Genomic DNA, 24,845 nt, shown 5'->3' on the forward strand with positions numbered 1-24,845 from the left:
GCCGCCCGCAGGCGACCGAGTCACGACCGGACGAGCGCGCCCGGGTCGAGGTCGCGGCGGCTCGCGACGCCGGCGATCGCCAGGGTGATGTCGAGCTCGGCGATCAGCGTGCGGAGCATGTGGCGGACGCCGCCCTCCCCGCCGAGCGCCAGGCCGTGGACGTAGGGGCGGCCGACGACGACGGCGTCGGCCCCGAGGGCCAGCGCCCGGTAGACGTCGGTCCCCGTGCGGACACCGGAGCCGAACAGCACCGGGACCCTGCTCCCGACGGCGTCGGCGATCCGCGGCAGGATGTCGATCGTCCCGGCGGGCTTTGCGCCGCGGCGTCCGCGCTCGTTCGACACCACGATCCCGTCGAGGCCACGGCTGACGGCGTCCCGCGCGTCCGCGACGTTCTGGATGCCGCTGAGCACGATCGGCCCGCTCCAGGCGCTGCGGATCTGCGCGAGCGCCGACCAGCTCCCGCCGGGTTGCGGCGGCGCGAGCACGAGGTGGGTGCAGCCGGCAAGCCGCGCCCGGCGGAGCAGCGCGACGTCGGGGGCGCCGTCGGGCCAGTCGACGGCGAACCAGCGCGAGCCGCTCGGCGCCGTGGGCGCACCCGCTGCGATGCCCTCGACCGGGGTGCTCGCCTGCGCGGAGTGCACGTAGGTGAGCCCCAGGCCTGCTGCGGCCCGGGCGGACCCGGCCTCGGCGTCGGCGTGCGCCAGGGCCTGCCGACCGACCGGTCCGAGGATGATCGGGGTCGGCATCGTGACGCCGAGCAGCGAGGTGCGCAGGTCGCGCTTCTCGCGGTCGATGAACATCCGCGGCACGATCCGCCAGGCGTCGAGCGCCCGCACGTTCGCGTCCGCAGCGGCCGCACCGCCGGCCGCGGCGATCAGGTGCCGCCTGGCGGACTCGGGGAGCACCCGTGCCGCGGCCGCCTCCAGACCCGCCAGGTTGGTCGTGAAGGGCGGCTTGGTGCCGAGTCCCATCCCGCCGATGTAGATCTCCGACTGGTAGCTCGAGTACGGGGCGGTCGGGCCCAGCGGGAGCGCAGGCAGGGGCAGCTCCGGGGCCGCCCGGACGGGTGTCACACGGCCGCTCGCCAGCGCGGACGGAGCGAGGACGGCGGTGGCCGCGGCGGCGCCGGCGACCTCGAGGAACTGACGACGGGTGCGTTCGGACATGAGCGGCCTCGGCCTACGGTGTGCGGATCAGGGAGGAGCGGGACAGGCTGCGATGGCTGCGGCGGCCGGCCTTGCGGACTTCCGTCTCGAGCTCGTCGACCAGGCGCTGCATGACCGTGTGGGTCCCGGCCTGCCCGCCCAGGGCGAGCCCGTACAGGTAGGGCCGACCGACGAGCACGGCGTCGGCGCCGAGCGCCAGCGCCTTGAACACGTCGCGGCCCGTGCGGATCCCGGAGTCGAACAGCACCGGCAGCTCGTTGCCCACCGCCTTGACGATCGGGCGCAGTGCGTCGAGCGACGCGATCGCCCCGTCGACCTGACGCCCACCGTGGTTCGAGACGATGATGCCGTCGATCTTGTGCTCGACGGCGAGCTTCGCGTCCAGCGGGCTCTGGATGCCCTTGAGCAGGATCGGGCCGTCCCAGCTGGAGCGGATGAGCGGGAGCTGATCCCAGCTGAGTCCGGGGTTCTGGAAGACGCCGGAGAAGATGATGCCCGCCGGCAGCGGGGCCACGTTCGCAGGTGCGACGAGCTTGCGCTGGAAGACGGGGTCGCTCGTGTAGTTCGCGATGCCCTTGTTCTCGAGGAACGGCGAGTACCCGCGGTCGAGGTCGCGCGGCCGCCAGCCGAGCAGCGTGGTGTCGAGGGTGATGACGAGGTGCGTGTAGCCGGCCGCCTTGGCCCGGCGCAGGAAGGACTTGGTCAGCTCGTCGTCCGTCGGCCAGTACAGCTGGTACCACCGGGAGCCGTCGCCGTTGGCCGCTGCGACGTCCTCCATCTTGTACGCGGCCTGGGTGGAGTGCAGGTAGGTCAGGCCGAGCTCGGCCGCGGCGCGCGCGGTGGCCAGGTCGCCCTCCGGGTGCGCGAGCGTCTGCACCCCGACCGGCGCGAACAGCACCGGCGCGGGCATCCTCGTCCCCAGGATCGTGGTCGAGAGGTCGACCTTCCGCGGCCGCCGGCCCTTGCGCGGCTTGATCTTCCAGCGCCGGAACGCCGCGGCGTTGGCGCGCGTGGTGCCGGCATCACCCGCCCCGGCGAGGATGTACGCGAGCGCCTCCGGGCTGAGGACCCCGGCAGCCTGCGCCTCGAGGCGAGAGAGGTCCTTCGGGATGGTGGCTGCGGCGGTCGCCATGAGCCGGAGTCTCGCAGGCCGACCGTCGCCCACGCGCCGACTGTCGAGTTTCTGGGAGAACGGCGGGACCCGAGGTCACGGGAACACCCATCTAGGCTCCTGCCATGGGCTTCCTCGACGCACTGCTCGGCAAGCGCAAGGCCACCAAGAACGCGCCGGACCGGCTGTTCGCGATCACGACGGCGGCGATCACGCTCGAGACTGGGCACGACATCCGGCCGCGCGGGTCCGCCGCCGTCGTCTTCCAGCCGCTGGCGACCGGCGACTTCCAGCAGATCGCAGCCGACGTCGAGGAGCTGGTCCGCGCGACCGGCCAGGAGACGGGGACGACCGTCGCCACCAGCGAGGACACGTTCGGCTACCGCTGGTTCGAGCTGCACGACCCGGACGTCGAGGACCTCGCGGTCGCCATCAACGCGGTGAACGACTCGCTGACCAGCGGCGGCTACAGCGACCGCCTCCTGTGCGCCGTCTTCGCCTTCCAGGACGCCTCCGACGCCGCGATCTACTTCATCTACAACTTCAAGCGCGGCGGCTGGTACCCGTTCGTCCCGGCCGGCGGCGCGCAGCAGCGGTCGAACGAGCGCGAGCTGCAGCTGAAGGCTCAGCTGACCGGCGAGCTGCCGTTCGAACCCGAACTGGAGCGCTGGTTCCCGCTTTGGGGCACGCCCATCTGATCTGACGCGCGTCAGGACCGGGCACGGACGGCGTGTCCGAAAATGCGTGCTGCCCCGTCGAACCTGCCATGCTCATGTCGGGTCATGAGTGTTCAACCGCGTCAACCGACGGTGCGTGAGGTCGTCTCCGCGCCGATCGACATCGCTGCCGGGATCGTCACGGAGGTCGTCTCCACGACGGCGACGATCGTCCTGGCGCCGGCCCGCGCGGTCGCCATCGTGGGGACCGCCATCACGCGACTGCAGCGCACGCTGGACCACCTCGACGACATGGCGGACGGCGTGACCGCCATGGAGCGCGAGATGCGCGGCATGCGCGCCGACCTGGCCGAGGTCATCGGCGAGCTCGAGGGCATCCGCGACCTCAACACGCGCCTGCACCTGATCGGGGACTCCGTCGTCGACATGAACGACGGCGTCAAGACGATGGGCGCAAGCGTCGACTCCCTGAACACGTCGATCGACAACATCGACGCCCTCGCCGCGAAGTTCGCCCGGTTCGGCGGCCGGCGTAAGCCGGCGTAGAAGCGGAGGCCGACCCGCCGAACTGGCGGCCGGCGTAAGCCGGCGTAGAAGCGGAGGCCGAACTGGCGGCCGGCGTAAGCCGGCCGCTGATCAGTCAGGCGGTCGCCGCCGGCGGGTCCGGGATCAGGCCCTCGCCGGTGAACTCCTCGGCCGCCTCGGCGAACGACAGGTCCGCCGGCGGCAGGATGAAGTCCGACGCCTCGAGCTCGTCGTCCCCGAGCGCGGCGCCGTTCTTGCGCACGTAGTCCAGCAGCTCCTCGAACGACTCATGGAACTTGTCCTCGTCGTCCGCGTCGACCGCCGCGACGATCACGTCGTCGAGCTCGTCGAGCTTCGCATGATGGCTCTCGTCGAGCCGGTACTGCGTCTCGGAGAAGATCCGGACGATCATGCGGTGCCTTCCTGCTTCTTGAGCGGGTCGGCGGCGGGCGCGGACTCGCCACCGGCGAGCTCGCCCTGGGCGGGGGCCGACGCGATGCCGAGCTCGGCCTTCATCTTCGCGAGGTCGTCGTCGACCATCGAGCCCGACGAAAGCTGCGCGAGCTGGCGGTCGATGTCGTCCCCGCCGCCCTCGCCGAGCGCCGTGATGTCGCCGAGGACACCGGCCGCCTCGAGCTCGCCGACCGCGTCGGCGCGGGCCCGCATCTCCTCGGTCTTGTCGACCGCACGCTGCATGGCCATGCCGACGTCGGCCATCTGCTCGCCGACGCCGCTGGCCGCCTCGCTGATGCGCACCTGGGCCTCGGCGGCGGAGTACTGCGCCTTGATGACCTCCTTCTTGGTGCGGAAGGCCTCGACCTTCTGCCGCAGCTTCTGCTCGGAGGCGATGAGCTTCTCCTGCTGGGACTCGAGCTCCGCGACCTGCTGGTCGAGCGACTGCAGCTCGGTCTGGGCGACGTTCTTGCGCTCCAGCGCGGTGCGGGCCAGGGCCTCGTTGCCCGCGGCCAGCGCCTGACGCGCCTGCGTGTCGAGCTTGACCACCGACTGCTCAATCTTGCTGGCCTGCATCTGCAGGCGCTTCTTCGCCGTCACCACGTCGGCGATGCCCTTCTTGACGTTCTGCAGGGACTCGAGCTGCTTCTGGTACCCGTAGTCGAGCGTCTCGCCCGGATCCTCGGCCTTGTCGAGCATCCTGCTGATCTTCGCCTTGATGATGGTGGTGAAACGTCCGGACTGACCGGCCATCGGGCCTCCTGAAGTCTGCTGGGGAACGTGTGCTGGCAGCCTAGCGTGCCCCGGGCCCCCGCCCAGCGCAGCACGCAGGGCTTTCCGGCTAAGGTCAGCGCGCCTATGACGGTCCCTTCATCTCTGCCTGCCCGCCCCCTGGCGCTCGTCCTCGCCGCCGCCCTCGCGCTCGGTGCGGCCGGCTGCGGGCGGCCACAGTCAGCCGACCAGGGCAACGCGAAAGGCACGAAGTCCAGTGCCCGCGGCGACGCACCCGACGCGGCGGCCGACCTCGGCTTCCCGACGCTGGCCACCAAGAACACCACCCGCGTGGCGGGCGCCGACCCCGTCGCGGACGCCGCCGCGGTCAGCCAGATCGTCTTCCCGGGCACGCGTCCGGCCGACCGGCCCTCCTCGGTCACGCTCGTCGACGCGGGGGACTGGCGCGCCGCGCTCGCGGCGTCGTCGCTCTACGCCGCGCCGCTGCGGTCGCCCACGCTGTTCACCAAGGGGACGTCGATCCCGGGGGCGACGTCAAAGGCGCTGTCGGTCCTGAGCCCGGCGGGGTCGAAGGCCGCCGGCGGCGCCCAGGTCATCCGGGTCGGGACGACCGCCAAGCCGGGCCTGCTGCGCACGACGGACATCCAGGCCAAGCCGGCCAACGCGTTCGCCCTGGCCCGCAAGATCGACGCGTTCGTGACCGCCGCCCGCGGCGCCCCGACGTCGCGGATCATGCTCGTGTCGGCCGACGACCCGAAGTTCGCCGCCCCCGCCGCCGCCTGGGCGGCCGCCTCGGGCGACACGATCCTCTTCACGCACAAGGACAAGGCGCCGCCGGACACGATCGCCGCGATCAAGTCCCACCGCAAGCCGACCATCTACGTGCTCGGCCCGAGCAGCGTGATCTCGCCGAAGGTCACGCGCCAGATCCGCAAGCTCGGGACCTATCACCGCGTCGGCGGCCAGGACCCGGTCGCGAACTCGATCGGGTTCGCCGTCTACGCCGACGGCGACTTCGGCTGGGGCGCCACCACCCCGGGCCACGGCATGGTGCTGATCCCCGCCACGGCCGACCCCGCCACGGCGGCCGCCGCGGCGCCGCTGTCCGCCAGCGGGACCTACGGCCCGGCGCTGCTGCTGTCCTCCTCGCTGGCCCTCGACGGGCCGCTCGGCGGGTACCTGAAGGACATCCAGCCCGGCTTCGACATGAACGCCGCGCGCGGCTTCTACAACCACGCCTGGCTGATCGGGGACACCAAGGCGATCTCGCCGCAGCTGCAGGCCGCCGTGGACACCCAGCTCGAGAGCCTCCCGATCACGGACAAGAGCGCCGGCACCGAGCCCGCCCAATAGAATCCCACCGGCCATGAGCGAAGCCGAGAACCCCGCCCGCCGCAGCCCGGACCACGTCGTCACCGTCGACGACGTCCGCAAGCTCATGGGCGCCTCGACGCCGCACTTCGCGCTGCAGATCCGCGGCCGCATCGCGCGGCTGATCCGCGGGCTCGCGGCGGACGACCCGGCCCGGCTGCTCGGCGAGCACGAGATCGCGCGCCTGACGGCGCTCGGCTTCTCGGGCGAGGTCCGCGGCACCGCCCACGAGCCGGCCATCCGCCCGCTCGCCTCGGTGGACGACGTGGCCGCCGCCGAGGCCGCCGCGCACGCCGGTCCCGGTCACTAGTCCGCCGGCCGGGCGCCCGCCCGGCGCCGCTGGGGCGAGCTACTTCTTCGCGCCCTTGGAGGGCTTGCACGACTTCGTGACGAAGCCGGCGTGCCGCAGGCAGACCTCGACCTCGGCGCTCTTGCCCTGCAGGGAGAACGAGGCGTCGTTGGCGCCGCCACGTCCACTGGCGGGCCACTCCCACCAGGAGATCCCGTTGAACCAGCCGGCGGACGCGACGTCCGACCAGACGTCGAACGCGGCCTGCACCGCGCGCGCCTGCGGCGAGCGTGACGGCCTGCCGCCCGACTTCGCGTTGTCGAACGCCGACTTCTCGGGGAACGTCGCGGCCCCGGTCTGGCTGAGGTAGCCGAGCGTGAAGCGGACGGGCTTCGCGTACTTCGCCTGCAGCGCGCGGACGAGCTCCACGGGCGGCTTCGGCAGCCCGCCGAACGCCGTCGTCGTCCACCCCGCCTTCAGCGCGTCGACCGTGGGGTTGCCGCCGGCCGACCCGTCCGCCACCGGGAAGTAGGCGTCGATCGAGATCGCGTCGAGCAGGTCCCAGAAGAACGGCTTGGTCAGGGGCGTGTTCGCGTCCTCGACGACCGAGTCCCACTGCGCCGCATACGTCAGCTCGCCCTTGTAGCCCTTGTCGTCGCCCATCAGGGCGCCCGAGCGGAGCTGCTCGACGATCCCGCGCCACTGCTCGCGGTCGCTCTCGGTGTCGGTCATGCCGGACAGCCCGGCGCCGATCACCAGGCCCTCGGCGCCGGTGTCGCGCGCGACGCGGGCGTAGCGGCTGAGCATCGCCTTGTAGCTGTCGAACCACTTCGGGGCCTGGTCGTCGGGGAGGTTGATCCGGTCGCGGTCGGTGCTCTGGGACGCGATCCGGCCCACGTCGACCTGGGGCCGGACGACGACCCGCAGACCGAGCGCGTGCGCACGGCGGACGGCGGCGGCGAGCGCCTTCAGGTCCGGGGTCTTGCAGAAGCGGAAGTCGCGGCCCGACTTCCCCTTGCAGAGCTTCTTCGACCCGAACGACGTGTGGATCTCGGTCGCGTTCAGCTGGTCGCTGCGCTGGAGGTTGCCCCAGTACTGGTAGCCGGTCATCACGAAGGTGACCTCCCGCGCCCGGACGCTGGTCCGCGCCCGGCCGAGCCACTGCAGGAACGGCTTGCCCGACAGGTCCTGCCACCAGTAGGCGCTGACCGTGACGCCCTTCTGCCACTGGGCCGGCAGCGGGGTGATCGTCCGCGCGCCGGCACCCTGCGCGGTGGCGGTGAGGAGGACCGCGACGAGGACGGCGGTGAGGGACAGGCGGCGGACCATGGGACCGGCCCAAAGGTATCGCGCGTCCCGGAGCCGTCGCGCCGAGTCTCTAATGTCGCAGGCCGATGGCCGACGTCCGTGCCGACACCCCCGCCGGCATCCCGGGCAGCCGGCTGCCCGGGCCGTTCGGCGTGGGTGCCTACGCCCGCAAGCTCCAGGCCGAGCTGCGCAAGCGCGCACGGCTGCAGCTCGTCGGGGAGGCCGTGGGCGTGCGGCGGTCCAAGACGAAGGTCTACTTCGAGCTCCGGGACGCGGACGGCGCGCTGCCGTGCTCGATGTGGTGCACCGACTTCGACCGGATGGCGCTGCCCGGCGGCGTCCTGGCCGACGGGACGCAGGTCGTCGCTGCGGGCGGGCCCGACTACTACCCCGGGACGCGGACCTCCTCACCGTCGTTCTCCTTCCACGTCACCGCGCTGCGGGTCGCCGGCGAGGGCGACCTGCTCGCCCAGATCGAGCAGCTGCGGCGGCGGCTCGCGGCCGAGGGGCTGCTGGAGCCGCAGAAGCGGCTGCCACGGGCCGCCCTCCCCCACACCATCGGCGTCGTGACCGGCGAGGGTGGCAAGGCGCGCGACGACGTCCTCGCGGGCCTCGCCCGCCGCGGCTGGCAGGGCCGGCTCGTCTGGGCGTTCGCCCCGGTGCAGGATCGCCACGCCGCACCGCGGATCGGCCGGGCGCTGCAGGACCTGGCCGCGACCGGGGAGGTCCAGGTGATCGTCGTCGCCCGGGGCGGCGGGTCGCTCTCCGACCTGATGGCGTTCAGCGACGAGACGCTCTGCCGGACCGTCGCGCTGTTGCCCGTCCCCGTGATCGCGTCCGTCGGCCATCACACCGACCGGCCGCTGATCGACGACGTGGCCGCCCACGCGTGCTCGACCCCGACCCATGCAGCCGAGGCCGCCGTTCCCGTCCACTGCGGCGAGGCGCGCGCCGCGACCCGGCAGGCGGCGGTCCGGCTGCAGACGCACGGCCGCCGTGCGGTCGTCGAGCGGGCCCGGACGCTGGAGCGCCTGGCGCGCGCCCCCGCCGACCACGTCGCGCGCCATCGCCGGCAGCTGCACCAGTGGCTACGGGAGATCCGCGCCAGCGCCACCCGCGGCCGGGCGCGGCGCGCCGAGCGCACGGCGCGGGCCGGCCTCGTCCTCGAGCGCAAGGCCGCGGCCGGGCAGGGCGCGGAGCAGGCTGCCCGCCGCGCCCGCCTCGATGCCCTCGCGTCCGCGCTCACCGCCCACGACCCGGGCCGCGTGCTCGAGCGGGGCTACGCGATGGTCGAGGACGACGACGGCGGCGTCATCACCAGCGCCGCCGACGCGCGGCACGCCGGCCGCGTCCGCCTCGCCTTCCACGACGACCACGTCGACGCCACGGTCGACCCCGCGGCCACCCATGACCCCACGCCGCACACGGAGCCCACGCCATGACCGAGCAGCACGCCGCCGCACCCCCGGGGGCCGCGCCCGCCTCCTACGAGGAGGCAACGGCCCGCCTGGAGCAGATCATCCGTCGCCTGGACTCCGGCGACTCCGGCCTGCGCGAGACGCTCGACCTGTGCCGCGAGGGCCGCACGCTGGTGGAGTACTGCGCGGCGGAGCTCGACGCCGTGGGACAGGGGCTACAGGAGCTCAGGCTCGACGAGCTGGTGGCGCGACTCGAGGCCGGGGCTGCGCCCCAAGGCCGACAGTAGGATCGGGTCGTGCCCACCGAATCCTCGCTCTGGTCCCGCGTGGCCGACCTGCCCCTGACCATCGAGGACTACGCCCTCGAGCGCCTCGAGCGGGACGTCTCGTCGGACTTCACCCGCGTCTCCACCGTCATCCGCCTGCAGGGCGGCGGGACGGACGGGATCGGCGAGGACGTCAGCTACGACGCCGAGGACCAGGACGCGCTGCAGCGCACCGGCCCGACGCTGCCGCTCGCGGGCGAGTGGACGCTGGCCACCTTCGCCGACCACGTGCGGACCCTCGAGCTGTGGCCGGAGCCCGCCCGGCACGACGCGTCCGTCCTGTACCGGCTCTGGGCCTACGACTCGGCGGCGCTCGACCTCGCGCTGCGCCAGGCCGGCCGGCCGCTGCACGAGGTCCTGGGGCGCACCCCGCAGCCGGTCCGGTTCGTCGTCTCCCTCCGCCTCGGCGAGCCGCCGACCCTCGCGCCGCTGCGCTCGCGCCTGGACCGCTACCCGGACCTGCAGTTCAAGCTCGACCCCACGAACGAGTGGACGCCGGACCTGATCGCCGAGGTCGCCGCGACCGGCGCCGTCGAGTCACTGGACCTGAAGGGCCGTTACGTCGGCTCGATCGTCGACGTCGCCGCCGACCCCGACCAGTACGAGCGGCTGCTCGCCGCGTTCCCGGACGCCTGGCTCGAGGACCCGCACGACGACCCGCGCGTGCTGCCCCTGCTGGACGCCGTCCAGGACCGCATCACATGGGACGCGATCATCCACTCGATCGCCGACATCAAGGCGCTCCAGCCGCAGCCGAAGATGGTCAACGTGAAGCCCTCGCGGGTCGGCGGGGTGCAGTCGGTCTTCGACACGTACGACTTCTGCGAAGCCCACGGGATCCGCATGTACGGCGGCGGCCAGTTCGAGCTCGGGTGCGGCCGCGGGCAGATCCAGTACCTGGCGTCGATCTTCCACGCGGACGGCCCGAACGACGTCGCGCCCGGCGGTTACAACGACCCCGAGCCGGCCGACGGCCTCGAGTCCAGCCCGCTCCCGGCCGCCTGCCAGCCGACGGGCTTCCGCTGGGGGTCCGACGCGTGAGACCCGGCTCGGTCGACCGCTGGCCGTTCTCGTTCCTGGACACGATCCGGTACGGCGACCTCGACGCGAACCGGCACCTGAACAACGTCGTCTACCTGCAGTTCTTCGAGGACGCGCGGATCGCGTACGTCGCCTCGCTCGTCCCGGGGCGGGACGTCGCGGAGTCCGACGGCTTCGGCGTGATCTTCGCCGAGGCGCACATCAACTACCGCGCGCCCGCCTTCTACGAGGAGACCATCCGCACCTGGATCCGGCCGTTCGCGCTGCGCCGGTCGAGTTTCCGGATGGCGTTCCGCATGGTCGCCGAAGGGGACGGCCGGCTGCTCGCGGAGGGCTGGGGCGCGCTCGTCGGCTACGACTACGCCGCGGGTCGCGCGGCCCCGCTGGCCGACGAGCTGGTCGCCGCACTGCGCCGTGCCGGGGCCGCCGACAGCGAGATCGACGCCCTGAGCGACCTGCACGAGCATCCGTCGCAGCCGGCTCCGCCGGCGCCCCCCACCCCGACGCCGCCGCCCGCCCCGCGCGACCCCCTGCCCAACCTGGAGGCCTGACCCATGACCCCGACCGATCTGCCGGCGGTCGTCCGCGACCTGCTGCCGGGGCTCCGCGACGACCTCGCCCGCCTCGTGGCCATCCCGTCCGTCGCCTTTCCCGGCTTCCCCACCGAGCCGGTCGCCGAGGCCGCCCAGGCGACGCTGGAGATCCTGCGCGACGCCGGGCTGCACTCCGCCGAGCTGCTCGAGATCCCCGGCGCCCCGTCGGCGGTCTTCGGCGAGCTGCCCGGGCCCGAGGGCGCGCCCACCGTCCTCCTGTACGCCCACTACGACGTGCAGCCGGCCGGCGACGAGTCCGCCTGGACCAGCCCGCCGTTCGAGCTGACCGAGCGCGACGGGCGCCTCTACGGCCGCGGCGCCGCGGACGACAAGTGCGGCATCGTCCTGCACGCCGGCGCGCTGCGGGCGCTCCTGGCGGGCGACGCGGAGCTCCCCGTCACGATCAAGGTCATCATCGAGGGCGAGGAGGAGACGGGCCGCGGGACCTTCGAGAAGGCGATCACCGCCGATCCGGACCGGTTCGCCGCCGACGTCATCGTGGTCGCCGACAGCGGGAACTGGAAGGTCGGCGAGCCTACGCTCACGACCACCCTGCGCGGGATCTGCGTCCTGGACGTCGAGGTCCGCACGCTGGCGGGCGGACCGGTGCACAGCGGCCTCTTCGGCGGGCCGGTCCCGGACGCGCTGCTCGCCCTCGCCCGACTGCTCGCGAGCCTGCACGACGACGCGGGCAACGTCGTCGTCGACGGCCTCAAGCAGCACGACTGGCAGGGTCGCCCGGTCGACGAGGCCGAGGTGCGCGCGTCGGCCGCGGTCGCCGACGGCGTCGCGATGATCGGGTCCGGCACGCTCGCCGACCACCTGTACATGCGGCCGTCCCTCACCGCGATCGGCCTCGACGTGCAGCCGATCCAGGGCGCCGCGAACGCCCTTGTCCCGGTCGCCCGCGCCCGCATCAGCGCACGCCTGGCCCCCGACGAGGACCCGGTGGCCGCCCAGCAGGCGATCATCCGCCACCTCGAGGCCCACGTCCCGTGGGGCGCACAGCTCAGCTGCACGACGCTCGAGGCCGCCAGCGGCGCGGTGCTGGCCGAGGACGGCGCCGCCGCGGCCGCCGCCGAGCAGGCGCTGCTCGAGGCCTACGGCAAGCCGTCGGTCAAGGTCGGCTCCGGGGGTGCCATCCCGCTCTGCGTCACGCTCGCGACCGCGTTCCCCGACGCCGAGATCGTGCTCTGGGGGGCCAGCGACGACGCTGCCCGGATCCACTCGGCGGACGAGTCCGTCAACCTCACGGAGCTCGAGCATGCCACGCTCGCCGAGGCCCTCCTGCTGCGCCGGCTCGGGTCGGGGAACCGCGCCTGACACCGTGACGAGCGGCGCGCCCGAATGAGGCGCACCGCAATGAACGCCAGCGTTTGCTTGGATGCCCGCCATGCAGGAGACCATTGCCATCGCCGGAAGCGGCGCCATCGCCACCGGCTTCGCCGCCACGGCCGCCGGCCACGGGGACGTCGTCCTCTGGGCCCGCTCGGACGCTTCCGCGGCCCGCGCCCGCGCGGCCATCGACAAGCTCACGAGCCGCATGGAGGGCGTCGACGGCGCCCGCGTCCGGATCGTGACCGACCTGGCGGAGCTCGCCGGCGCCACGGCGATCGTCGAGGCGATCTCCGAGGACCTCGAGGCCAAGGCGCCGCTGCTCAAGCAGCTCGCCGAGCTGTCGGGCGACGACACGATGCTGTGCACGACCACGTCGTCGCTCAGCGTCCACGTCCTGGCCTCCGCCGCCGGGGTCCCGGAGCGGTTCGTCGGCCTCCACGTCTTCAACCCGGTCACGCGGATGGAGCTCGTCGAGCTCGCCTACTCCGATGACACGACCGACGCGATCCGCGCCCGGGCGCGCGACCTATGCGAGCTGCTGGGCAAGAAGGCCGTCGAGGTCCCGGACATCGCCGGCTTCGTCGTCAACCGCCTGCTGTTCCCGTACCTGTTCAGCGCCGTCGACCTGATGGAGACGTCCGGCCTGAAGCCCGAGGCGATCGACACGTGCATGAAGCTCGGCGCCGGGCACCCCATGGGCCCGCTGGCGTTGCTGGACTACGTCGGCCTCGACGTCTCGTCCGCGATCGGCGAGGCTATCGGCGTGCACGTGCCGCACCGCATCCATGACCTGGTCGCCATCGGGTCCCTGGGCAAGAAGTCCGGGAAGGGCTTCTATACCTACGACTGACCCCTCAGCCGAGCGCGGACCGGACGTCCCGGAGCCGCGCGACCCGGAGGAGCAGGTCCCGCCCACGGCCGCGGCGCTGGCCGACGCCATGGGCGGCGTGCGGGGGACGATCGAGTCCTCGGTCCCCCCCGTCGCGTTCGTCGCCGCCTACACGGTCACGGGTCAGAACCTCGAGGCCTCGGCCATCGCCGCGGTCGCCGTGGCGATCGTCCTGGCGATCGCGCGGATCGCGCGCCGCGAGACCCCGCAGTACACGCTGACCGGACTGGTCGGCGTCGGCCTGGCCGCGTTCATCGCCACGCGGACCGGCAAGGCCGAGAACTTCTTCCTCCCGGGGCTGCTGATCAACGCCGCGTACGCCGGCGCGTACCTCGTGTCGATCCTGATCCGCCGGCCGCTCATCGGCCTGATCGTGAGCGGGCTCAGCGGCGGCGGCAAGGCGTGGCGCGAGGACCCGGTGCAGCTGCGGATCTACACCCGCGCCAGTTGGCTCTGGGTGGGGCTGTTCCTCACGCGGCTCGCCGTCCAGCTGCCGCTGTACCTCGCCGGGGCGGTCACGCTGCTGGGCGTGGCACGAACGGCGATGGGCCTGCCGCTCTTCGGGATCGGGATCTGGCTCACGTGGCTGTTGATCCGTGACCATCACGCGATCGGCGATCAGGCGGACGGAGACACGCCCGGGGACAGCGACCCGGGTACCCCAGGCGGCCCCGGGGACTCCGGCGACGAGGACCCGGACGCCGCCGCCAGCCTCGTGCGGTAGCGGATCGCGGCAGGGTCAGCCCGGTGGAAGGTGCGGCGCCACCGCAGGGTGGCGGGCGACGAGGCCGCTGCGGCCGCGCCACTCGACCAGCGCCGCGGCCAGCCGGCCGTCCGGGTCGCCGGCCCGCAGCGCGCCCAGCAGCGCTCCCCCGCCCGGAAGCGGCCGCGCCACGTCCTCGGGGGCCAGTGGGCGGATCCCCTGCAGGCCGAGCGGGTGGACGCCCGCCTCCAGACGCTCGACCGTCGGGACGACCGCATCGGCCGGCAGCGTGATCCGGGCCCAGGGCGCCGCCACTTCGATCGCCGCCGGCGTGTCGTCGCGCTCCGCGTAGCAGAGCCAGACCGCCGCCCCCCCCGGGGCCGGTGGCCAGCTCGCAGGCAGTGGCGGGGTGCGCCGCAGCTCCCAGCCCGGCGGGGCGGCGAGGTCCGCCCAGGCGGCGATCGCCGCCTGCTGCACCGCGGCGGCCACGGCGTGCAGGTCCGGCTCGCGCGCCGGCCGGGCCCGCCGCACGCCCCGGACCACCGAGGCCCCGGGGGACCAGCCGACCACGGGCGCCACGAACCACCAGAGCCACAGCCCCCACGCCGGTGCGCCGCCGTCGTCGAGCATCGCCAGCAGGGTCAGCACCCCCTGCGCCAGCCAGAACGGCCCGGCCACCACGACCGCGCCGAAGCCGACGGCCACGCCTGCCTCCCAGACCATGCTCGGGTCGCTGCTCCGGCCCGGCGGGTCCAGCTGCGAGGCGAGCACCGCCACGAGCACGCAGACGGCCGCGCCCAGCCCTATGGCGACCGGGTCCATCGCGTGCTCAGCCCCGGTTCCCGTGCATCGGCGGGAGCCTACCCGGCCGGGTTTTTTAGGCCGGATTCAGAAAACGCGCGGATACTTCCCCTTGCGAACGTACCTCGCAAGTGCACCTCCTCCCAGAAGCACGACCGGCCCGCGCAAGCGGGCCGGTTGCTTTAAGAAGCGGAACGGCCGACTCGTCTTCACGAGCCGGCCGTCCCCGCACGTTGGGCGGACCCACCCCGGTCCACCACTGCTGTTCCCTCACCGTCGTCCCACCGATCGGCGAGGTGGTTCCTGCAGCCCGTCCGCCGTCCCACCGGCGGCCGGACAAGAGCTGGAACGCCGTCCCCCGCCCAAACTTGCGCCGAAATCGTCTTGGCGCGTCGGCGTCCGTCAGGAGGGGTCGGCCGTCGAGCCGGGCAGGCGGCTCTCCCGGATGCGCACGGCCTCGATGCGGTTCTCCCGCACCGACTCCACCCGGATCGTGTAGCCGTTCGCGTTGACCGAGTCGCCGCGCTTGGGCAGCCGCCCCAGCTCGGCGAACACGAAGCCGCCGACGGAGTTGTAGGCGTCGGTGTCGACCGGGAGCTCCAGGCCGTGGTCCTCGAGGTCGGAGATCGCGACGTGCCCGCGGACGAACCAGTCGCCGTTGGCCAGCCGCCGGATCTCGCCGCCCGCCGGATCGGTCTCGTCGTCGATCTCGCCGACGACCTCCTCGATGATGTCCTCCACGGACACGATCCCGGCCACGCGGCCGTACTCGTCGACCACGACCGCCATCGACGAGCGCGTGCGCTGCAGGTCGGCCAGGAGGTCGTCGAGCGGCTTGGTCTCGGGCACGATCGGCGCGTCGGTCACCAGCGGCTCGATGGACGCGGTCGGCCCTTCGGCCATCAGGGCGCGGGCGAGGGAGTTCGAGTGGACGATGCCGCGGACGCGGTCCTGGTTCTCGTCCTCGGTGACCAGCAGCCGCGTGTGGCCGGAGGACACGCAGCGCCGGAGCGCCGTCTCGACGTCCTCGCTCGTGTCGACCGTGATGACCGCCGGGATCGGGGTCATGACCTGGCGGGCCTCCTGCTCGTGCAGGTGGAAGACGCCGTGCAGCATCCCGGCCTCGCCGGCGTCGAGCTGGCCGCCGGCGCGGGCCTGGCCGATCATGATGCGCAGCTCCTCGGGCGTCGCCCCCTCCTCCATCGCCGTGTCCGGGTCGATGCGGACCATCCGCAGCATCCCGTTCGACGTGCCGTTCAGCGCCGTGATGAACGGGCGCATGACCTTCGTGAAGATGATCAGCGGCCGCGCGACGACCATGGCGTCCGCTCCGCCTTGACGATCGAGTAGATCTTCGGGACCTGCTCGCCGACCGTGATGTGGACGGCGGTGACGATGATGTACGCGATCAGGATCGAGAGGGCGACGGAGAAGCCGTGCGAGAGGCCGCCGAACGCCGGCTCCACGAGCTCCGCAATCGCCGGCTCGCCGAGGAAGCCGATGCCGAGCGACGCGAGCGTGATGCCGAACTGGCAGGCGGAGAGGTACTGGCTGAGGTCGTCCAGCAGGTGGATCACCCGCCGGGCCGAGGCGTTGCCGTCCTCGACGAGCTCCTCGAGCTTCCCGCGGCGGCAGCGGACCAGCGCGAACTCGGCCGCGACGAAGAACCCGTTGATCAGGACCAGCACCAGGACGGCCAAGAGCAGAAGCGCGCTCATGGCAGGCGTCCGTCAGGCCGGAGGTCGGAGGGTCCGGGCTGTCGCCACGGACTTCGGGGGGGTTCTTCAGGCATCGGTCCGACTGCGGTGAACCGTAGCAGCGCGTCCGGTGGACCGCCGAAAAGCGGTGCGCTCCCGGTCAGGGGATGCGGCGAGCGACCACGCCCGCCGCGTAGACCTGGGACGGGCCGTCCCGCTCGTCCTCCCAGGCCACGACGGCGCGCGGACCGGCGATGACCACCCGTGGCCGGGCGCGGCCGGCCCCCGCTCGCCCCGCGTCGTCGACCCGCAGGGTGCGCCCGCGCACCACCGGGCCCTCGCCGGCGGCCGGCGCCCCGGCCGCGCCGTCCGGGGACGCGGGCGGGCGCAGCCGCGCGAGGCGGATGCGGGCCGGGCCGGCGGCCGCGTCCTGCCACGCGACGAGCGCGCTTCCGCCCCCCGCGGCCGCCAGCGACGGCGCGAAGGTCGAGACGTGGCCGGCGCCGTGGTCGTCGGCCTGGGCGGACCGTGGGCCGAGGCCGGCGAGCTTCGTGTCGTAGAGCCGGCTCGGGGCGGCCGCCGACGTGGCGTCCAGCAGCCAGTCGGTGTACGCGACCAGCGGCCGGCCGGCGGGGGTGATCGCCGCCCGCGGCGTGTCGGCGATCGCCTCCGTGCCGTCCGGGGTGTCGTCGACGCGTCGCTCGGCGCCGAAGGTCGCGCCGCCATCCGCCGACTCCCGTGCGGCGACCGTCCACTGGTACTCGCGGAAGTCCACCCAGGTCACCAGCACGCGGCTCCCCCGTGCGGCGACGTCGGGAGCCCAGGCGTGGTCGAGGGTCGCCGCGAGCGGCGCGACGGCGTCGCGGCGGTCGAGCCGCACGGCGGCCCCGATGCCGTCCGGGGTCACGCGGGCGCCCAGGACCGCCGCCTGCGGCAGGTCGTCGCCGGTCAGGCGCGCACGCTCGTCGACCCAGGCGAGGTAGGCGGTCCCGGGCCCGGTGGCGGCGACCGACGGGCGCCACTGGCGCGCCTCGCCGACCGCGGGCGCGGTGCGCGGCGTGCCGAACCGCAGCACTGCACGCAGGCCCGCCGCGCCGGCCGCGCCCGCCGCGCTGCGGACCACGCGCACCCGCCGGCCGTCCTGCCACGCGACCCAGACGGTGCCGTCGCCGGCGATGGTCGCGGACGGCCACCACTGGGGCCCGGGCCCCGCGGCGCTCACCCGCACCGGGCGCTCCCAGTGCAGTCCGCGGTCGCGCGAGCGGGCGACGAGGACGCGCCCGGCCTGCTCGAACGCCGCCACGACCACGTCGCCACGCGACGCGAGCGACAGGTTCCGCTGCGGCTCCCGCGACGGCGCGATCGGCCGGGCGGTGCCGAACGGCGCGGCGGCCCGCCGCCGGGGCTGCGTCCGCCGGTAGCGCGGTGTCGCACCGATCGGGACGTCGGCGAAGACCACGTCCTCCACCTGGCCGCCGCGGCACGGCCCCGCGACCAGCGGATCGGGACACGCCGTGGGGCCGGTCGGCAGCATCGCCTCGCCGGCGGCGCCGAGCCGGGCCCGGCGCGCCGCGATCGACTCGCCTGCCTGCGCGACGTCGGGGACCGCCCAGCGACCGACGGCGGAGAGCCCCGGCGCGGCAGGCTGACCCACGAGGGCGCCGCCCGGCGTCCCGCGCCGCAGACCGGGCTTGACCGCGATCGCCAGCTGGCTGTCGGCGGAGAAGTCGAACACGTTGCCGGTCAGCTGCGGCAGGACCAGGGCCTTGATCGACGGGTGCCGCAGGACGTCCGAGAAGCCCGAGCCCTTGATGTTGTCCGGCGCCCAGGCGGCGCCCCGGCGGACGGTGTCGTTCACGAAGAACTCGGGCTGTACCAGGATCTCGGCGCCCTGCTGGTCGAGCTTGGCGGTGACGTCCGGCATCCAGGCGTCCTTGGAGGTGACGATCCCGAGCCGGCCGACCGGGGTGTCGACAGGGACGACCCCGCTGACCTCGCCGGGGACCAGGTCCAGCTGGCCGGGGAGCTCGACCGGCGTCAGGTAGGCCTTCACCGTCTTGGCGACGAGCTTCCCGTCGGGGTCGAAGACGAGCGCCATGGTGGACGGCTTCGGGGTCGTCGCCTCGTAGGCGTAGGTGCGCCCCGGCTCGTCGGGGTCCCGCAGCTGCGCGACCAGCGCGGGGCTCTCGGCCGCGCACGGGCCGGCACCCGGAGGCGGCCGGTAGGTGGCACGCGACGTGCACACCACCCGCCAGTCCTGGACGAGCGTGACGCCGGCGACGAGGTAGGCGTCGAGGTCGTCGGCCAGCTGCGCGAACGTCTCGACCCCTGTCCGCACGAAGGTGTCGGTGAGGGACACGGCCAGCAGCCGCGTGGGCGGGAACGGGCGCTGCAGGAGCGCCGGGAAGCGCGACGCGTAGTGGGCGGCGACCGTGCCGTAGGTGCCGATCAGCGCCAGGATCGCGGTCGGCAGGTCAGGGGCGCTGCGGGCGAGGCGGCCGCGGCTGCCCGTGAACGCCGCCAGCAGGCCGAGGTCCTCGGGGAGGGTCACGAGGTCCCGCGCGGTGCGCACCGGGTCGGCGGGGTCGGCCGGGCCGCGCAGGTGCGAGGCGACGTCCCCCGCGGCCCGCTGGACGCCGGGCGCGTCCGGCGTGCGGCGGCGGGCGTCGGCGAGCGCGAACAGCTTGTCGCGGAAGTGCGCCGGGTTGTCGACCCAGTCCAGGCCGAACTTCGGGCCGAGGGCGAACACCCGGACGTCCTTCGCCGCGGCGCCGGCGGGCGCCGCCGTCCCGGCGGCGACCAGGGCCCACATCAGCACCGCGGTGGCGAGGAGGCCCGCCGCGCGCGCCCCCGGCCGCCCTTCCATCACTCAGGCAGGTCGTCGATCGCCGCGGCCATGGCGTGGTCCGCGTCGGTGACCGTGCCGCCCGCGTCGTGCGTGCTGAGGGTGAGCCGGACCTTGTTCCAGCCGTGCAGCAGGATGTCCGGGTGATGGTTCTGTTCCTCCGCGAGGGCGCCCACGCGGTTGACGTACGCCAGGGCCTGCGCGAAGTCGGCGAACTCGCGGTCGCGGGTCAGCGCGTCACCCTCGGTCTTCCAGCTGTCGGCCATGCACTACCTTCCTCTGTGGATGCGGATCGTCAGCCTCGTGCCCCACGCGACCGAGCTGCTGTACGCGCTCGGCCTCGGCGACCAGGTCGTCGCCGTGACGCACGAGTGCGACTATCCCACGGACGCGGCCGGCAAGCCGCACGTGACGCGCGACAAGCTGCCGCCGGGCCTGAGCGCGGCGGAGATCGACCGGGCGGTCCGGGAGCGCACCGAGGCCGGCGAGGCGATCTACGAGCTCGACGAGGAGCTCCTCCACGAACTGCAGCCCGACCTCATCGTGACCCAGGCCCTGTGCCCGGTCTGCGCTGTCAGCTACGACGACGTCGCCGAGGTCGCCACGCGCATCGCCACCTGCCCGAAGGTCATCGCCCTGGACCCCAAGACGCTCGGGGAGACGATGGGCGACATCCGGACGCTCGCGCAGGCGACGGGGGCCCGTGACGCCGGCCTGGACCTCGTCGCGCGGCAGCGGGCGCGGATCGACCGCGTGAAGCTCGCCGTGCGGGACGCGCCGAAGGTGCGGGCGGTCGCGATCGAGTGGCTGGACCCGGTCTTCATCGGCGGCCACTGGACGCCGCAGCTGATCGACCTCGCCGGTGGCGTCGACCTGCTGGGACTTCCCGGCGAGCACTCCGAGCAGCTGACCTGGGAGCAGGTCGCCGCGGTGTCGCCCGACGTGGTGGTCTGCATGCCGTGCGGCTACGACGCGCCGCGCGCGCACCTGGAGTGCGAGCTGTACGCGCACGAGCTCCGGCGCCTCGGCGCGCAGCGTGTGGTCGCCGTCGACGCGTCGGCGACGTTCTCGCGTCCCGGTCCTCGCCTGGTCGACGGCCTCGAGCTGCTCGCCCACATCTTCCATCCCGATCTCGTCGGGGCCCCGGCGTACCCCCCGATCCCGGTCGCGCTGTAACCGCACCGCGCACCATCCTGTACCTGCACTCGTCCGCAGGCCGTTACGGCGCGGACAGGCAGCTGTACGCCATCGCTGCCGGCCTGGACCCGGACCGGTACCGCGCGCTCGTCGTGCTCCCGGAGTACGGGGAGCTGGGCGGCGACCTGGAGGCCGCGGGCATCGAGGTCCTCGTCCGGCCGCTGGCCGTCCTCCGGCGGTCGCTCATGTCGCCGGCCGGCGTCTCGCGCGTCGCCGTGGCGTGGGCGGCGGACGCGGGTGGCCTCGGCCGCCTGGCCCGCCTGCGGGACGTGTCGCTCGTCCACACGAACACGTCCGTCACGCTCGGCGGCTCCGCCGCGGCGCGGGTGGCGCGCGTCCCCCACGTCTGGCACGTGCGGGAGATCTACACCGGCTTCGACCGCTGGTGGCCCGCCTACCGCCGCCTGCTGACGACCGCCGACGCACTGCCCTGCGTCTCGCGGGCGACCCGGGACCAGTTCACCGGCCTCGGCCCGGCGACCGTGCTGCACGACGGCCTGGCCGTCGTCCCCCGGCGCGCGGACCGCGCGGCGTCGCGCGCGGCACTGGACCTGCCCCAGGACGCCACGGTCCTCGCGGTGCTGGGCCGGATCAGCGGCTGGAAGGGGCAGGACGTCAGCGTCCGCGCGCTCGCCTCCCCGGCGCTCCGCGATCGCAAGGACGTCGTCCTGGCGCTGGCGGGGGACCCGTGGCGCGGCGAGGAGCGCCACCTGCGCGAGCTCCACGAGATCGCCGCCGCGTACGGGCTGGACGATCGTGTGCGCCACATCGGGTTCCAGGACGACGTCGATGCCGTGTACGGCGCGGCCGACATCGTGCTGGTCCCGTCCAAGCAGCCCGACCCGTTCCCGAACGCGGCGCTGGAGGCGGCGGGCGCCGGCTGCTGCGTGGTCGCCAGCGGACACGGCGGGATCCCGGAGATGCTGCGCCACGATCAGACCGCTGTCCTCGTGGCCCCGGACGACCCGGAAGCGCTGGCCGAGGCGGTCGCCGCGCTGGTCGACGACCCGGCCCGACGCGAAGCGCTCGGTGCCGCCGCGGCGCTCGACATCGCCGAGCGGTTCTCCACCGCAGGGATGCTGCGGCACGTGCAGGCGCTCTACGACCTGCTGCTGGCCCGCTGAGGCGCGGCCCGGCGTCAGGCGATGCCGGACGACCGGCCCGCCACCGCGATCGCCCCGCCGACCGCGACCACCGCCATCGCGCCCATCGCCACGTAGCCGAGGATCGGCTGGCGGCGCTTGTCCGCCTCGTGCCAGGCCAGCATGGCCAGCGAGCCGCCGATCAGGCCGCCGATGTGGCCGCCGATCGAGATGTTGTTCAGCACGAAGCTCAGCACAAGGTTCAGGAGGATGAGCCCGCCGATCCCCGCGTCGAACGGGTCGATGCCGCGCGAGCGGAGCTCGAAGAACGCCGCGCCCATCAGCCCGAAGATCGCTCCCGAAGCGCCGACGGTGACGGCGGTCGGATCGACCAGCAGCGCCCCGAAGGACCCGCTCAGCAGGCCGACCACGTAGATCAGGGCGAACTTCACGTTGCCCAGCACCGGCTCGAGCATGTTGCCGAGCGTGTACAGCAGGTACATGTTGAACGCGATGTGGATGAAGCCGGCGTGCAGGAAGCCGCTGGTCACCAGGCGCCAGTACTCGTGCTCCTGGTCGACGAGCGGCCCGAACAGCGCACCCTCGTTGAAGACGCGGTTGTTCACCGAGCTCGAGCCCGTGTCGAACTGCCCGCTCGCCAGGAACGCCACCGCGTTGATGATCAGCAGCGCCATCATCACGGTCGGCGCCGCGTTGAGCGACGACAGCGTCCGGACCTGCGTCTTCTCCCTCGAGCAGTCCGGGCAGCGCATCCCGACGGGGGTCGGGGTCATGCAGTCCGGGCAGATGAACTTCCCGCAGTTGGAGCAGGACACCCCGGTCTCGCGGGACGGGTGCCGGTAACAGGTATGGGTGCTCATCGCGTTGGGATCGACGCTAGCAGGGCACGTCAGGGCGGTGACCGGAAGCCCGGCAAGGCCCCGTTCAGCTGAGCTGCGCGGAGATCACCGGATCGGCGGACGGCTGCTCGCTGCCGCCATCCGGCTCGGCCGTGACCAGGATCTGCCCGACGCCCTCGACGCTCTCCTCGATCGGGACCGTGGAGCGCCCGTCGTTCTTGCGCACGCTGAAGAGGGTGTGGGTCGGCTCCGGCGTCGTCGAGCCCTTACGGGTGAACCACACCTGGTAGACCTGCCCGGCGGGCGCGCTCGGGAGGTTCGCGACGTGCAGCGTCGCGCGATCGTTCTTGAGCGAGACCTTCACCGTCGCACCGGGGGAGCCGGGGACCTGCGCGGCGAGCGTCCGGCCGGCGGAGCCGCCGTCGGAGTCGCTGAACACCACGCCACCGGCGACGCCGACGGCGAGCAGGACGCTGGCGATGCCGCCGGCGAGCGCCGGCCGAACCGACAGCCCGGAGCCCCAGCGCCACAGGCGCCGCTCGCGAGCGGCCTCGGCCCGGACGGGGACGCGGTCGGCTTCGGGACCGGCCGCGCGCAGCAGCTCGGCCTCGGCGTCGACGACGCGCATGATGCGGTCCTTCAGCGCGGCGGGCGGCGCGAACTGCGGCGCGGCCATGGGCAGGGTGTCGACGACCAGCTGCAGGTCCTCCACCTCGCGCTGGCAGCAGTCGCAGGAGCGCAGATGCGCGATGAACGACGCGTGGTCCTCCGGGGGGAGGGCGCTGAGGAGGTAGGCACCGGCGTCGAGCCCGCGCTCGCAGTCGGGAAGGCTCATGACGGCAGATCCTGTAGCCCGCCGAGCTGATGGCGCATCTTCTCGAGACCGAGGCGCATGCGCCCCTTCACGGTCCCGATCGGCGTGTCCAGCATCTTGGCGATCTCGGAATGGGTGAATCCACCGAAGTACGCGAGCTCGATGACCCGGCACTGCTCGCTCGGAAGCGTCTCCAGCGCCGTCCGGACCTCGCGGGCCTCCTCGCGCCGGCCGGCCTCGACCTCGGTCCGCTCGCGGGCCTCGAACCGCTCTTCCAGACCCTCGTCGCTCGCGCGGCGCTTGTCGTGGCCGATCGACCGGCGCAGTGCGTCGATCGCCCGGTTGTGGACGATGCCGAGAACCCAGGTGCGCACGCTGCCGCGGGCACGGTCGTAACGCGCGTTCGAGCGCCAGAGGCTCAGGAAGGACTCCTGGACGACGTCCTCGGCGGCGTTGCGGTTCTGTGTCATCCGGTAGGCAAGGGAGAAGGCGGCGGTGGAATGTCGCTCGTAGATGATCGCGAACGCAGCGTTGTCGCCCTTGCGGACGAGCTGCATCAGGTCCTCATCCGGCATATCGACGAGCGCCATTAGCTCGTTCTTCGCATCAGCCATGGGTACGGATCATCGCTTTCAGACCATTCTCAAGGGTGGCACCGGGACGCTGCACCGGTTGGGACATACCCGCGGTCAGCGGTCAAGAAGCTTGCGCGCCTCGTCGGCGACCGCTCTGACGGTCTGCTCGGCGTAGTCCAGCGGGTCGTTCGCCCGCGCCTTGCGCCGGCCGCGGCCCTGGTGGACGCGCAGCGCGACGAGCGCCGCGCCCGCGGCACCGCCGACCGCAGCGGCGACCGCGGGCCGCGCCAGGCCGTCCACCCAGCGCCGCGGGTCGCCGATGGCCGCGAGCTCCCAGGCCTCGAGCTCCTCGGCCACGAGGTCGGTCAGCGAGGTCAGCGTCTCGTCGAGGCGCGCAGCGAGGTCCTCGGGCGGGTCGACGGGCTTCAGCGCCCGCCGCAGCATCGCCTCGAGGTCGATGGACTCCGGCTCGTTGCGGGCGCGGTCGGCCACTAGGCGGCCGCTCCCTGCGTCTGCACGATCTGCTCGAGCTGCTTGATGGCGCGGTGGATCAGGACCTTCGTGGCGCCGTCGGTACGTCCCATGGCGCGGGCGATCTCGCGGTTGTCCATCCCCAGCGCGAACCGCATGATCAGGGCCTCGCGGCGGTCGTCCGGCAGCTGCTGGACGCCTTCGAGGATGCGGGCGAGCTCGTCCCGGCCCTCGACGAGGTCCTCCGTCGTGTGAACGGTCCGCAGGTGCTGCGTGTCGTCGATCGGCGTCTGCGGCTTGCGCGACCGGTCGCGGTACAGGTTCGCCGCGAGGTTGTGCGCGATGCGGATCAGCCACGGCCGCAGCGGCCGCCCGTCGGACTCGGCGACGGCGCGCTCGAAGTGCCGGTAGGCCTGCAGGAACGTCTGCTCCGTGAGGTCCTCGGCGTCGTGATGGTTGCCCACGCGGTAGTACGCGTAGGAGTACACGTCCTTCAGGTGCGCTCGGTACAGATCGGAGAACTCACGATCGAGGGTGGCCTTGTCCACCCGCCAAGCCTA

Annotated in this window: 28 protein-coding genes; 13 read left to right on the forward strand and 15 right to left on the reverse strand. The window is 73.5% G+C overall.

Features of this window, described 5'->3' with window-relative positions; all coding sequences use genetic code 11:
- Window positions 1-20 precede the first annotated feature (20 nt).
- Complete coding sequence (locus DSM112329_RS19530; protein ID WP_354698233.1) at window positions 21-1,169, reverse strand: alpha-hydroxy-acid oxidizing protein; 1,149 nt, start codon at window positions 1,167-1,169, stop codon at window positions 21-23.
- A gap of 13 nt (window positions 1,170-1,182) precedes the next feature.
- A complete protein-coding gene (locus DSM112329_RS19535; protein ID WP_354698234.1) occupies window positions 1,183-2,301 on the reverse strand; it encodes an alpha-hydroxy-acid oxidizing protein in 1,119 nt (372 codons plus the stop codon).
- Window positions 2,302-2,405: 104 nt separating this feature from the next.
- On the opposite strand from DSM112329_RS19535, the gene DSM112329_RS19540 reads away from it, so the two are divergent.
- Together DSM112329_RS19540 and DSM112329_RS19545 are read left to right on the forward strand one after the other, a co-directional pair.
- Entirely contained in the window at window positions 2,406-2,978 is a 573-nt protein-coding gene (locus DSM112329_RS19540; RefSeq protein WP_354698235.1) for a hypothetical protein, read from the forward strand.
- A gap of 84 nt (window positions 2,979-3,062) precedes the next feature.
- Window positions 3,063-3,503, forward strand: coding sequence for a hypothetical protein (locus DSM112329_RS19545; protein WP_354698236.1), 441 nt, complete (start codon window positions 3,063-3,065; stop codon window positions 3,501-3,503).
- 94 nt (window positions 3,504-3,597) lie between these two features.
- Here DSM112329_RS19545 and DSM112329_RS19550 read toward each other — a convergent pair whose 3' ends face one another.
- Together DSM112329_RS19550 and DSM112329_RS19555 are read right to left on the reverse strand one after the other, a co-directional pair.
- Window positions 3,598-3,894 (reverse strand): hypothetical protein, encoded by a 297-nt coding sequence (locus tag DSM112329_RS19550; RefSeq protein ID WP_354698237.1) that lies wholly within the window; start codon window positions 3,892-3,894, stop codon window positions 3,598-3,600.
- Window positions 3,891-4,688 carry a PspA/IM30 family protein gene (locus DSM112329_RS19555; RefSeq protein WP_354698238.1) on the reverse strand — a complete coding sequence of 266 codons (798 nt, stop codon included), beginning with the start codon at window positions 4,686-4,688 and terminating at the stop codon, window positions 3,891-3,893. The genes DSM112329_RS19550 and DSM112329_RS19555 overlap by 4 nt, the downstream gene beginning before the upstream one ends.
- Before the next feature lie 105 nt (window positions 4,689-4,793).
- On the opposite strand from DSM112329_RS19555, the gene DSM112329_RS19560 reads away from it, so the two are divergent.
- On the forward strand, window positions 4,794-6,020 hold the full coding sequence (locus DSM112329_RS19560; protein WP_354698239.1) for a hypothetical protein: 1,227 nt from the start codon (window positions 4,794-4,796) through the stop codon (window positions 6,018-6,020).
- Between the two features lie 13 nt (window positions 6,021-6,033).
- Window positions 6,034-6,348 (forward strand): hypothetical protein, encoded by a 315-nt coding sequence (locus DSM112329_RS19565; protein ID WP_354698240.1) that lies wholly within the window; start codon window positions 6,034-6,036, stop codon window positions 6,346-6,348.
- Window positions 6,349-6,387: 39 nt separating this feature from the next.
- Here the strand turns inward: DSM112329_RS19565 and DSM112329_RS19570 are convergent, their stop codons facing one another.
- The gene (locus DSM112329_RS19570; protein WP_354698241.1) at window positions 6,388-7,656 is read right to left on the reverse strand and encodes a glycoside hydrolase TIM-barrel-like domain-containing protein; all 1,269 of its coding nucleotides are present in this window, start codon (window positions 7,654-7,656) and stop codon (window positions 6,388-6,390) included.
- Window positions 7,657-7,721: 65 nt separating this feature from the next.
- Between DSM112329_RS19570 and xseA the strand changes: the two genes are divergently transcribed.
- The 7 genes from xseA to DSM112329_RS19605 all read left to right on the forward strand — a co-directional run bounded on the left by xseA (window position 7,722) and on the right by DSM112329_RS19605 (window position 13,964).
- Complete coding sequence (gene xseA, locus DSM112329_RS19575; RefSeq protein ID WP_354698242.1) at window positions 7,722-9,077, forward strand: exodeoxyribonuclease VII large subunit; 1,356 nt, start codon at window positions 7,722-7,724, stop codon at window positions 9,075-9,077.
- Window positions 9,074-9,340, forward strand: a complete 267-nt coding sequence (xseB, locus tag DSM112329_RS19580) for an exodeoxyribonuclease VII small subunit (protein ID WP_354698243.1) — start codon at window positions 9,074-9,076, stop codon at window positions 9,338-9,340. Before xseA ends, xseB begins: the two co-directional genes overlap by 4 nt.
- Window positions 9,341-9,349: 9 nt before the next feature.
- Entirely contained in the window at window positions 9,350-10,420 is a 1,071-nt protein-coding gene (locus DSM112329_RS19585; protein ID WP_354698244.1) for a hypothetical protein, read from the forward strand.
- Window positions 10,417-10,971 carry a thioesterase family protein gene (locus DSM112329_RS19590; RefSeq protein ID WP_354698245.1) on the forward strand — a complete coding sequence of 185 codons (555 nt, stop codon included), beginning with the start codon at window positions 10,417-10,419 and terminating at the stop codon, window positions 10,969-10,971. The genes DSM112329_RS19585 and DSM112329_RS19590 overlap by 4 nt, the downstream gene beginning before the upstream one ends.
- Before the next feature lie 3 nt (window positions 10,972-10,974).
- Entirely contained in the window at window positions 10,975-12,336 is a 1,362-nt protein-coding gene (locus DSM112329_RS19595; protein WP_354698246.1) for a M20/M25/M40 family metallo-hydrolase, read from the forward strand.
- A 70-nt stretch (window positions 12,337-12,406) separates the two neighbouring features.
- Complete coding sequence (locus DSM112329_RS19600; protein ID WP_354698247.1) at window positions 12,407-13,201, forward strand: 3-hydroxyacyl-CoA dehydrogenase family protein; 795 nt, start codon at window positions 12,407-12,409, stop codon at window positions 13,199-13,201.
- 88 nt (window positions 13,202-13,289) lie between these two features.
- Complete coding sequence (locus DSM112329_RS19605) at window positions 13,290-13,964, forward strand: DUF3159 domain-containing protein (RefSeq protein ID WP_354698248.1); 675 nt, start codon at window positions 13,290-13,292, stop codon at window positions 13,962-13,964.
- A gap of 15 nt (window positions 13,965-13,979) precedes the next feature.
- On the opposite strand, the gene DSM112329_RS19610 is transcribed toward DSM112329_RS19605, so the two are convergent.
- From DSM112329_RS19610 to DSM112329_RS19630, 5 genes are all read right to left on the reverse strand, one after another.
- A complete protein-coding gene (locus DSM112329_RS19610) occupies window positions 13,980-14,765 on the reverse strand; it encodes a hypothetical protein (protein WP_354698249.1) in 786 nt (261 codons plus the stop codon).
- Window positions 14,766-15,146: 381 nt separating this feature from the next.
- Entirely contained in the window at window positions 15,147-16,064 is a 918-nt protein-coding gene (locus DSM112329_RS19615) for a hemolysin family protein (RefSeq protein ID WP_354698250.1), read from the reverse strand.
- Window positions 16,043-16,462 carry a CNNM domain-containing protein gene (locus DSM112329_RS19620; RefSeq protein WP_354698251.1) on the reverse strand — a complete coding sequence of 140 codons (420 nt, stop codon included), beginning with the start codon at window positions 16,460-16,462 and terminating at the stop codon, window positions 16,043-16,045. The genes DSM112329_RS19615 and DSM112329_RS19620 overlap by 22 nt, the downstream gene beginning before the upstream one ends.
- Before the next feature lie 139 nt (window positions 16,463-16,601).
- Complete coding sequence (locus tag DSM112329_RS19625; RefSeq protein WP_354698252.1) at window positions 16,602-19,307, reverse strand: nitrilase-related carbon-nitrogen hydrolase; 2,706 nt, start codon at window positions 19,305-19,307, stop codon at window positions 16,602-16,604.
- A complete protein-coding gene (locus DSM112329_RS19630) occupies window positions 19,307-19,552 on the reverse strand; it encodes a 4a-hydroxytetrahydrobiopterin dehydratase (RefSeq protein ID WP_354698253.1) in 246 nt (81 codons plus the stop codon). The genes DSM112329_RS19625 and DSM112329_RS19630 overlap by 1 nt, the downstream gene beginning before the upstream one ends.
- Here DSM112329_RS19630 and DSM112329_RS19635 point away from each other — a divergent pair.
- Both DSM112329_RS19635 and DSM112329_RS19640 read left to right on the forward strand, forming a co-directional pair.
- Window positions 19,551-20,462 carry a cobalamin-binding protein gene (locus DSM112329_RS19635; RefSeq protein WP_354698254.1) on the forward strand — a complete coding sequence of 304 codons (912 nt, stop codon included), beginning with the start codon at window positions 19,551-19,553 and terminating at the stop codon, window positions 20,460-20,462. The genes DSM112329_RS19630 and DSM112329_RS19635 overlap by 2 nt on opposite strands.
- Window positions 20,463-20,485: 23 nt before the next feature.
- Entirely contained in the window at window positions 20,486-21,607 is a 1,122-nt protein-coding gene (locus DSM112329_RS19640; RefSeq protein WP_354702501.1) for a glycosyltransferase family 4 protein, read from the forward strand.
- A 14-nt stretch (window positions 21,608-21,621) separates the two neighbouring features.
- Here DSM112329_RS19640 and DSM112329_RS19645 read toward each other — a convergent pair whose 3' ends face one another.
- The 5 genes from DSM112329_RS19645 to DSM112329_RS19665 form a co-directional block, all read right to left on the reverse strand.
- Window positions 21,622-22,446 (reverse strand): rhomboid family intramembrane serine protease, encoded by an 825-nt coding sequence (locus DSM112329_RS19645; RefSeq protein WP_354698255.1) that lies wholly within the window; start codon window positions 22,444-22,446, stop codon window positions 21,622-21,624.
- A gap of 64 nt (window positions 22,447-22,510) precedes the next feature.
- Complete coding sequence (locus DSM112329_RS19650) at window positions 22,511-23,260, reverse strand: anti-sigma factor (RefSeq protein WP_354698256.1); 750 nt, start codon at window positions 23,258-23,260, stop codon at window positions 22,511-22,513.
- On the reverse strand, window positions 23,257-23,853 hold the full coding sequence (locus DSM112329_RS19655) for a sigma-70 family RNA polymerase sigma factor (protein ID WP_354698257.1): 597 nt from the start codon (window positions 23,851-23,853) through the stop codon (window positions 23,257-23,259). Before DSM112329_RS19655 ends, DSM112329_RS19650 begins: the two co-directional genes overlap by 4 nt.
- Window positions 23,854-23,928: 75 nt before the next feature.
- Window positions 23,929-24,306 carry a hypothetical protein gene (locus DSM112329_RS19660; RefSeq protein ID WP_354698258.1) on the reverse strand — a complete coding sequence of 126 codons (378 nt, stop codon included), beginning with the start codon at window positions 24,304-24,306 and terminating at the stop codon, window positions 23,929-23,931.
- Window positions 24,306-24,833 (reverse strand): sigma-70 family RNA polymerase sigma factor, encoded by a 528-nt coding sequence (locus DSM112329_RS19665; protein WP_354698259.1) that lies wholly within the window; start codon window positions 24,831-24,833, stop codon window positions 24,306-24,308. The genes DSM112329_RS19660 and DSM112329_RS19665 overlap by 1 nt, the downstream gene beginning before the upstream one ends.
- Between the last annotated feature and the right edge of the window lie 12 nt (window positions 24,834-24,845).

The sequence above is a fragment of the Paraconexibacter sp. AEG42_29 genome, assembly GCF_040581415.1.
Lineage (GTDB): Bacteria > Actinomycetota > Thermoleophilia > Solirubrobacterales > Solirubrobacteraceae > Paraconexibacter.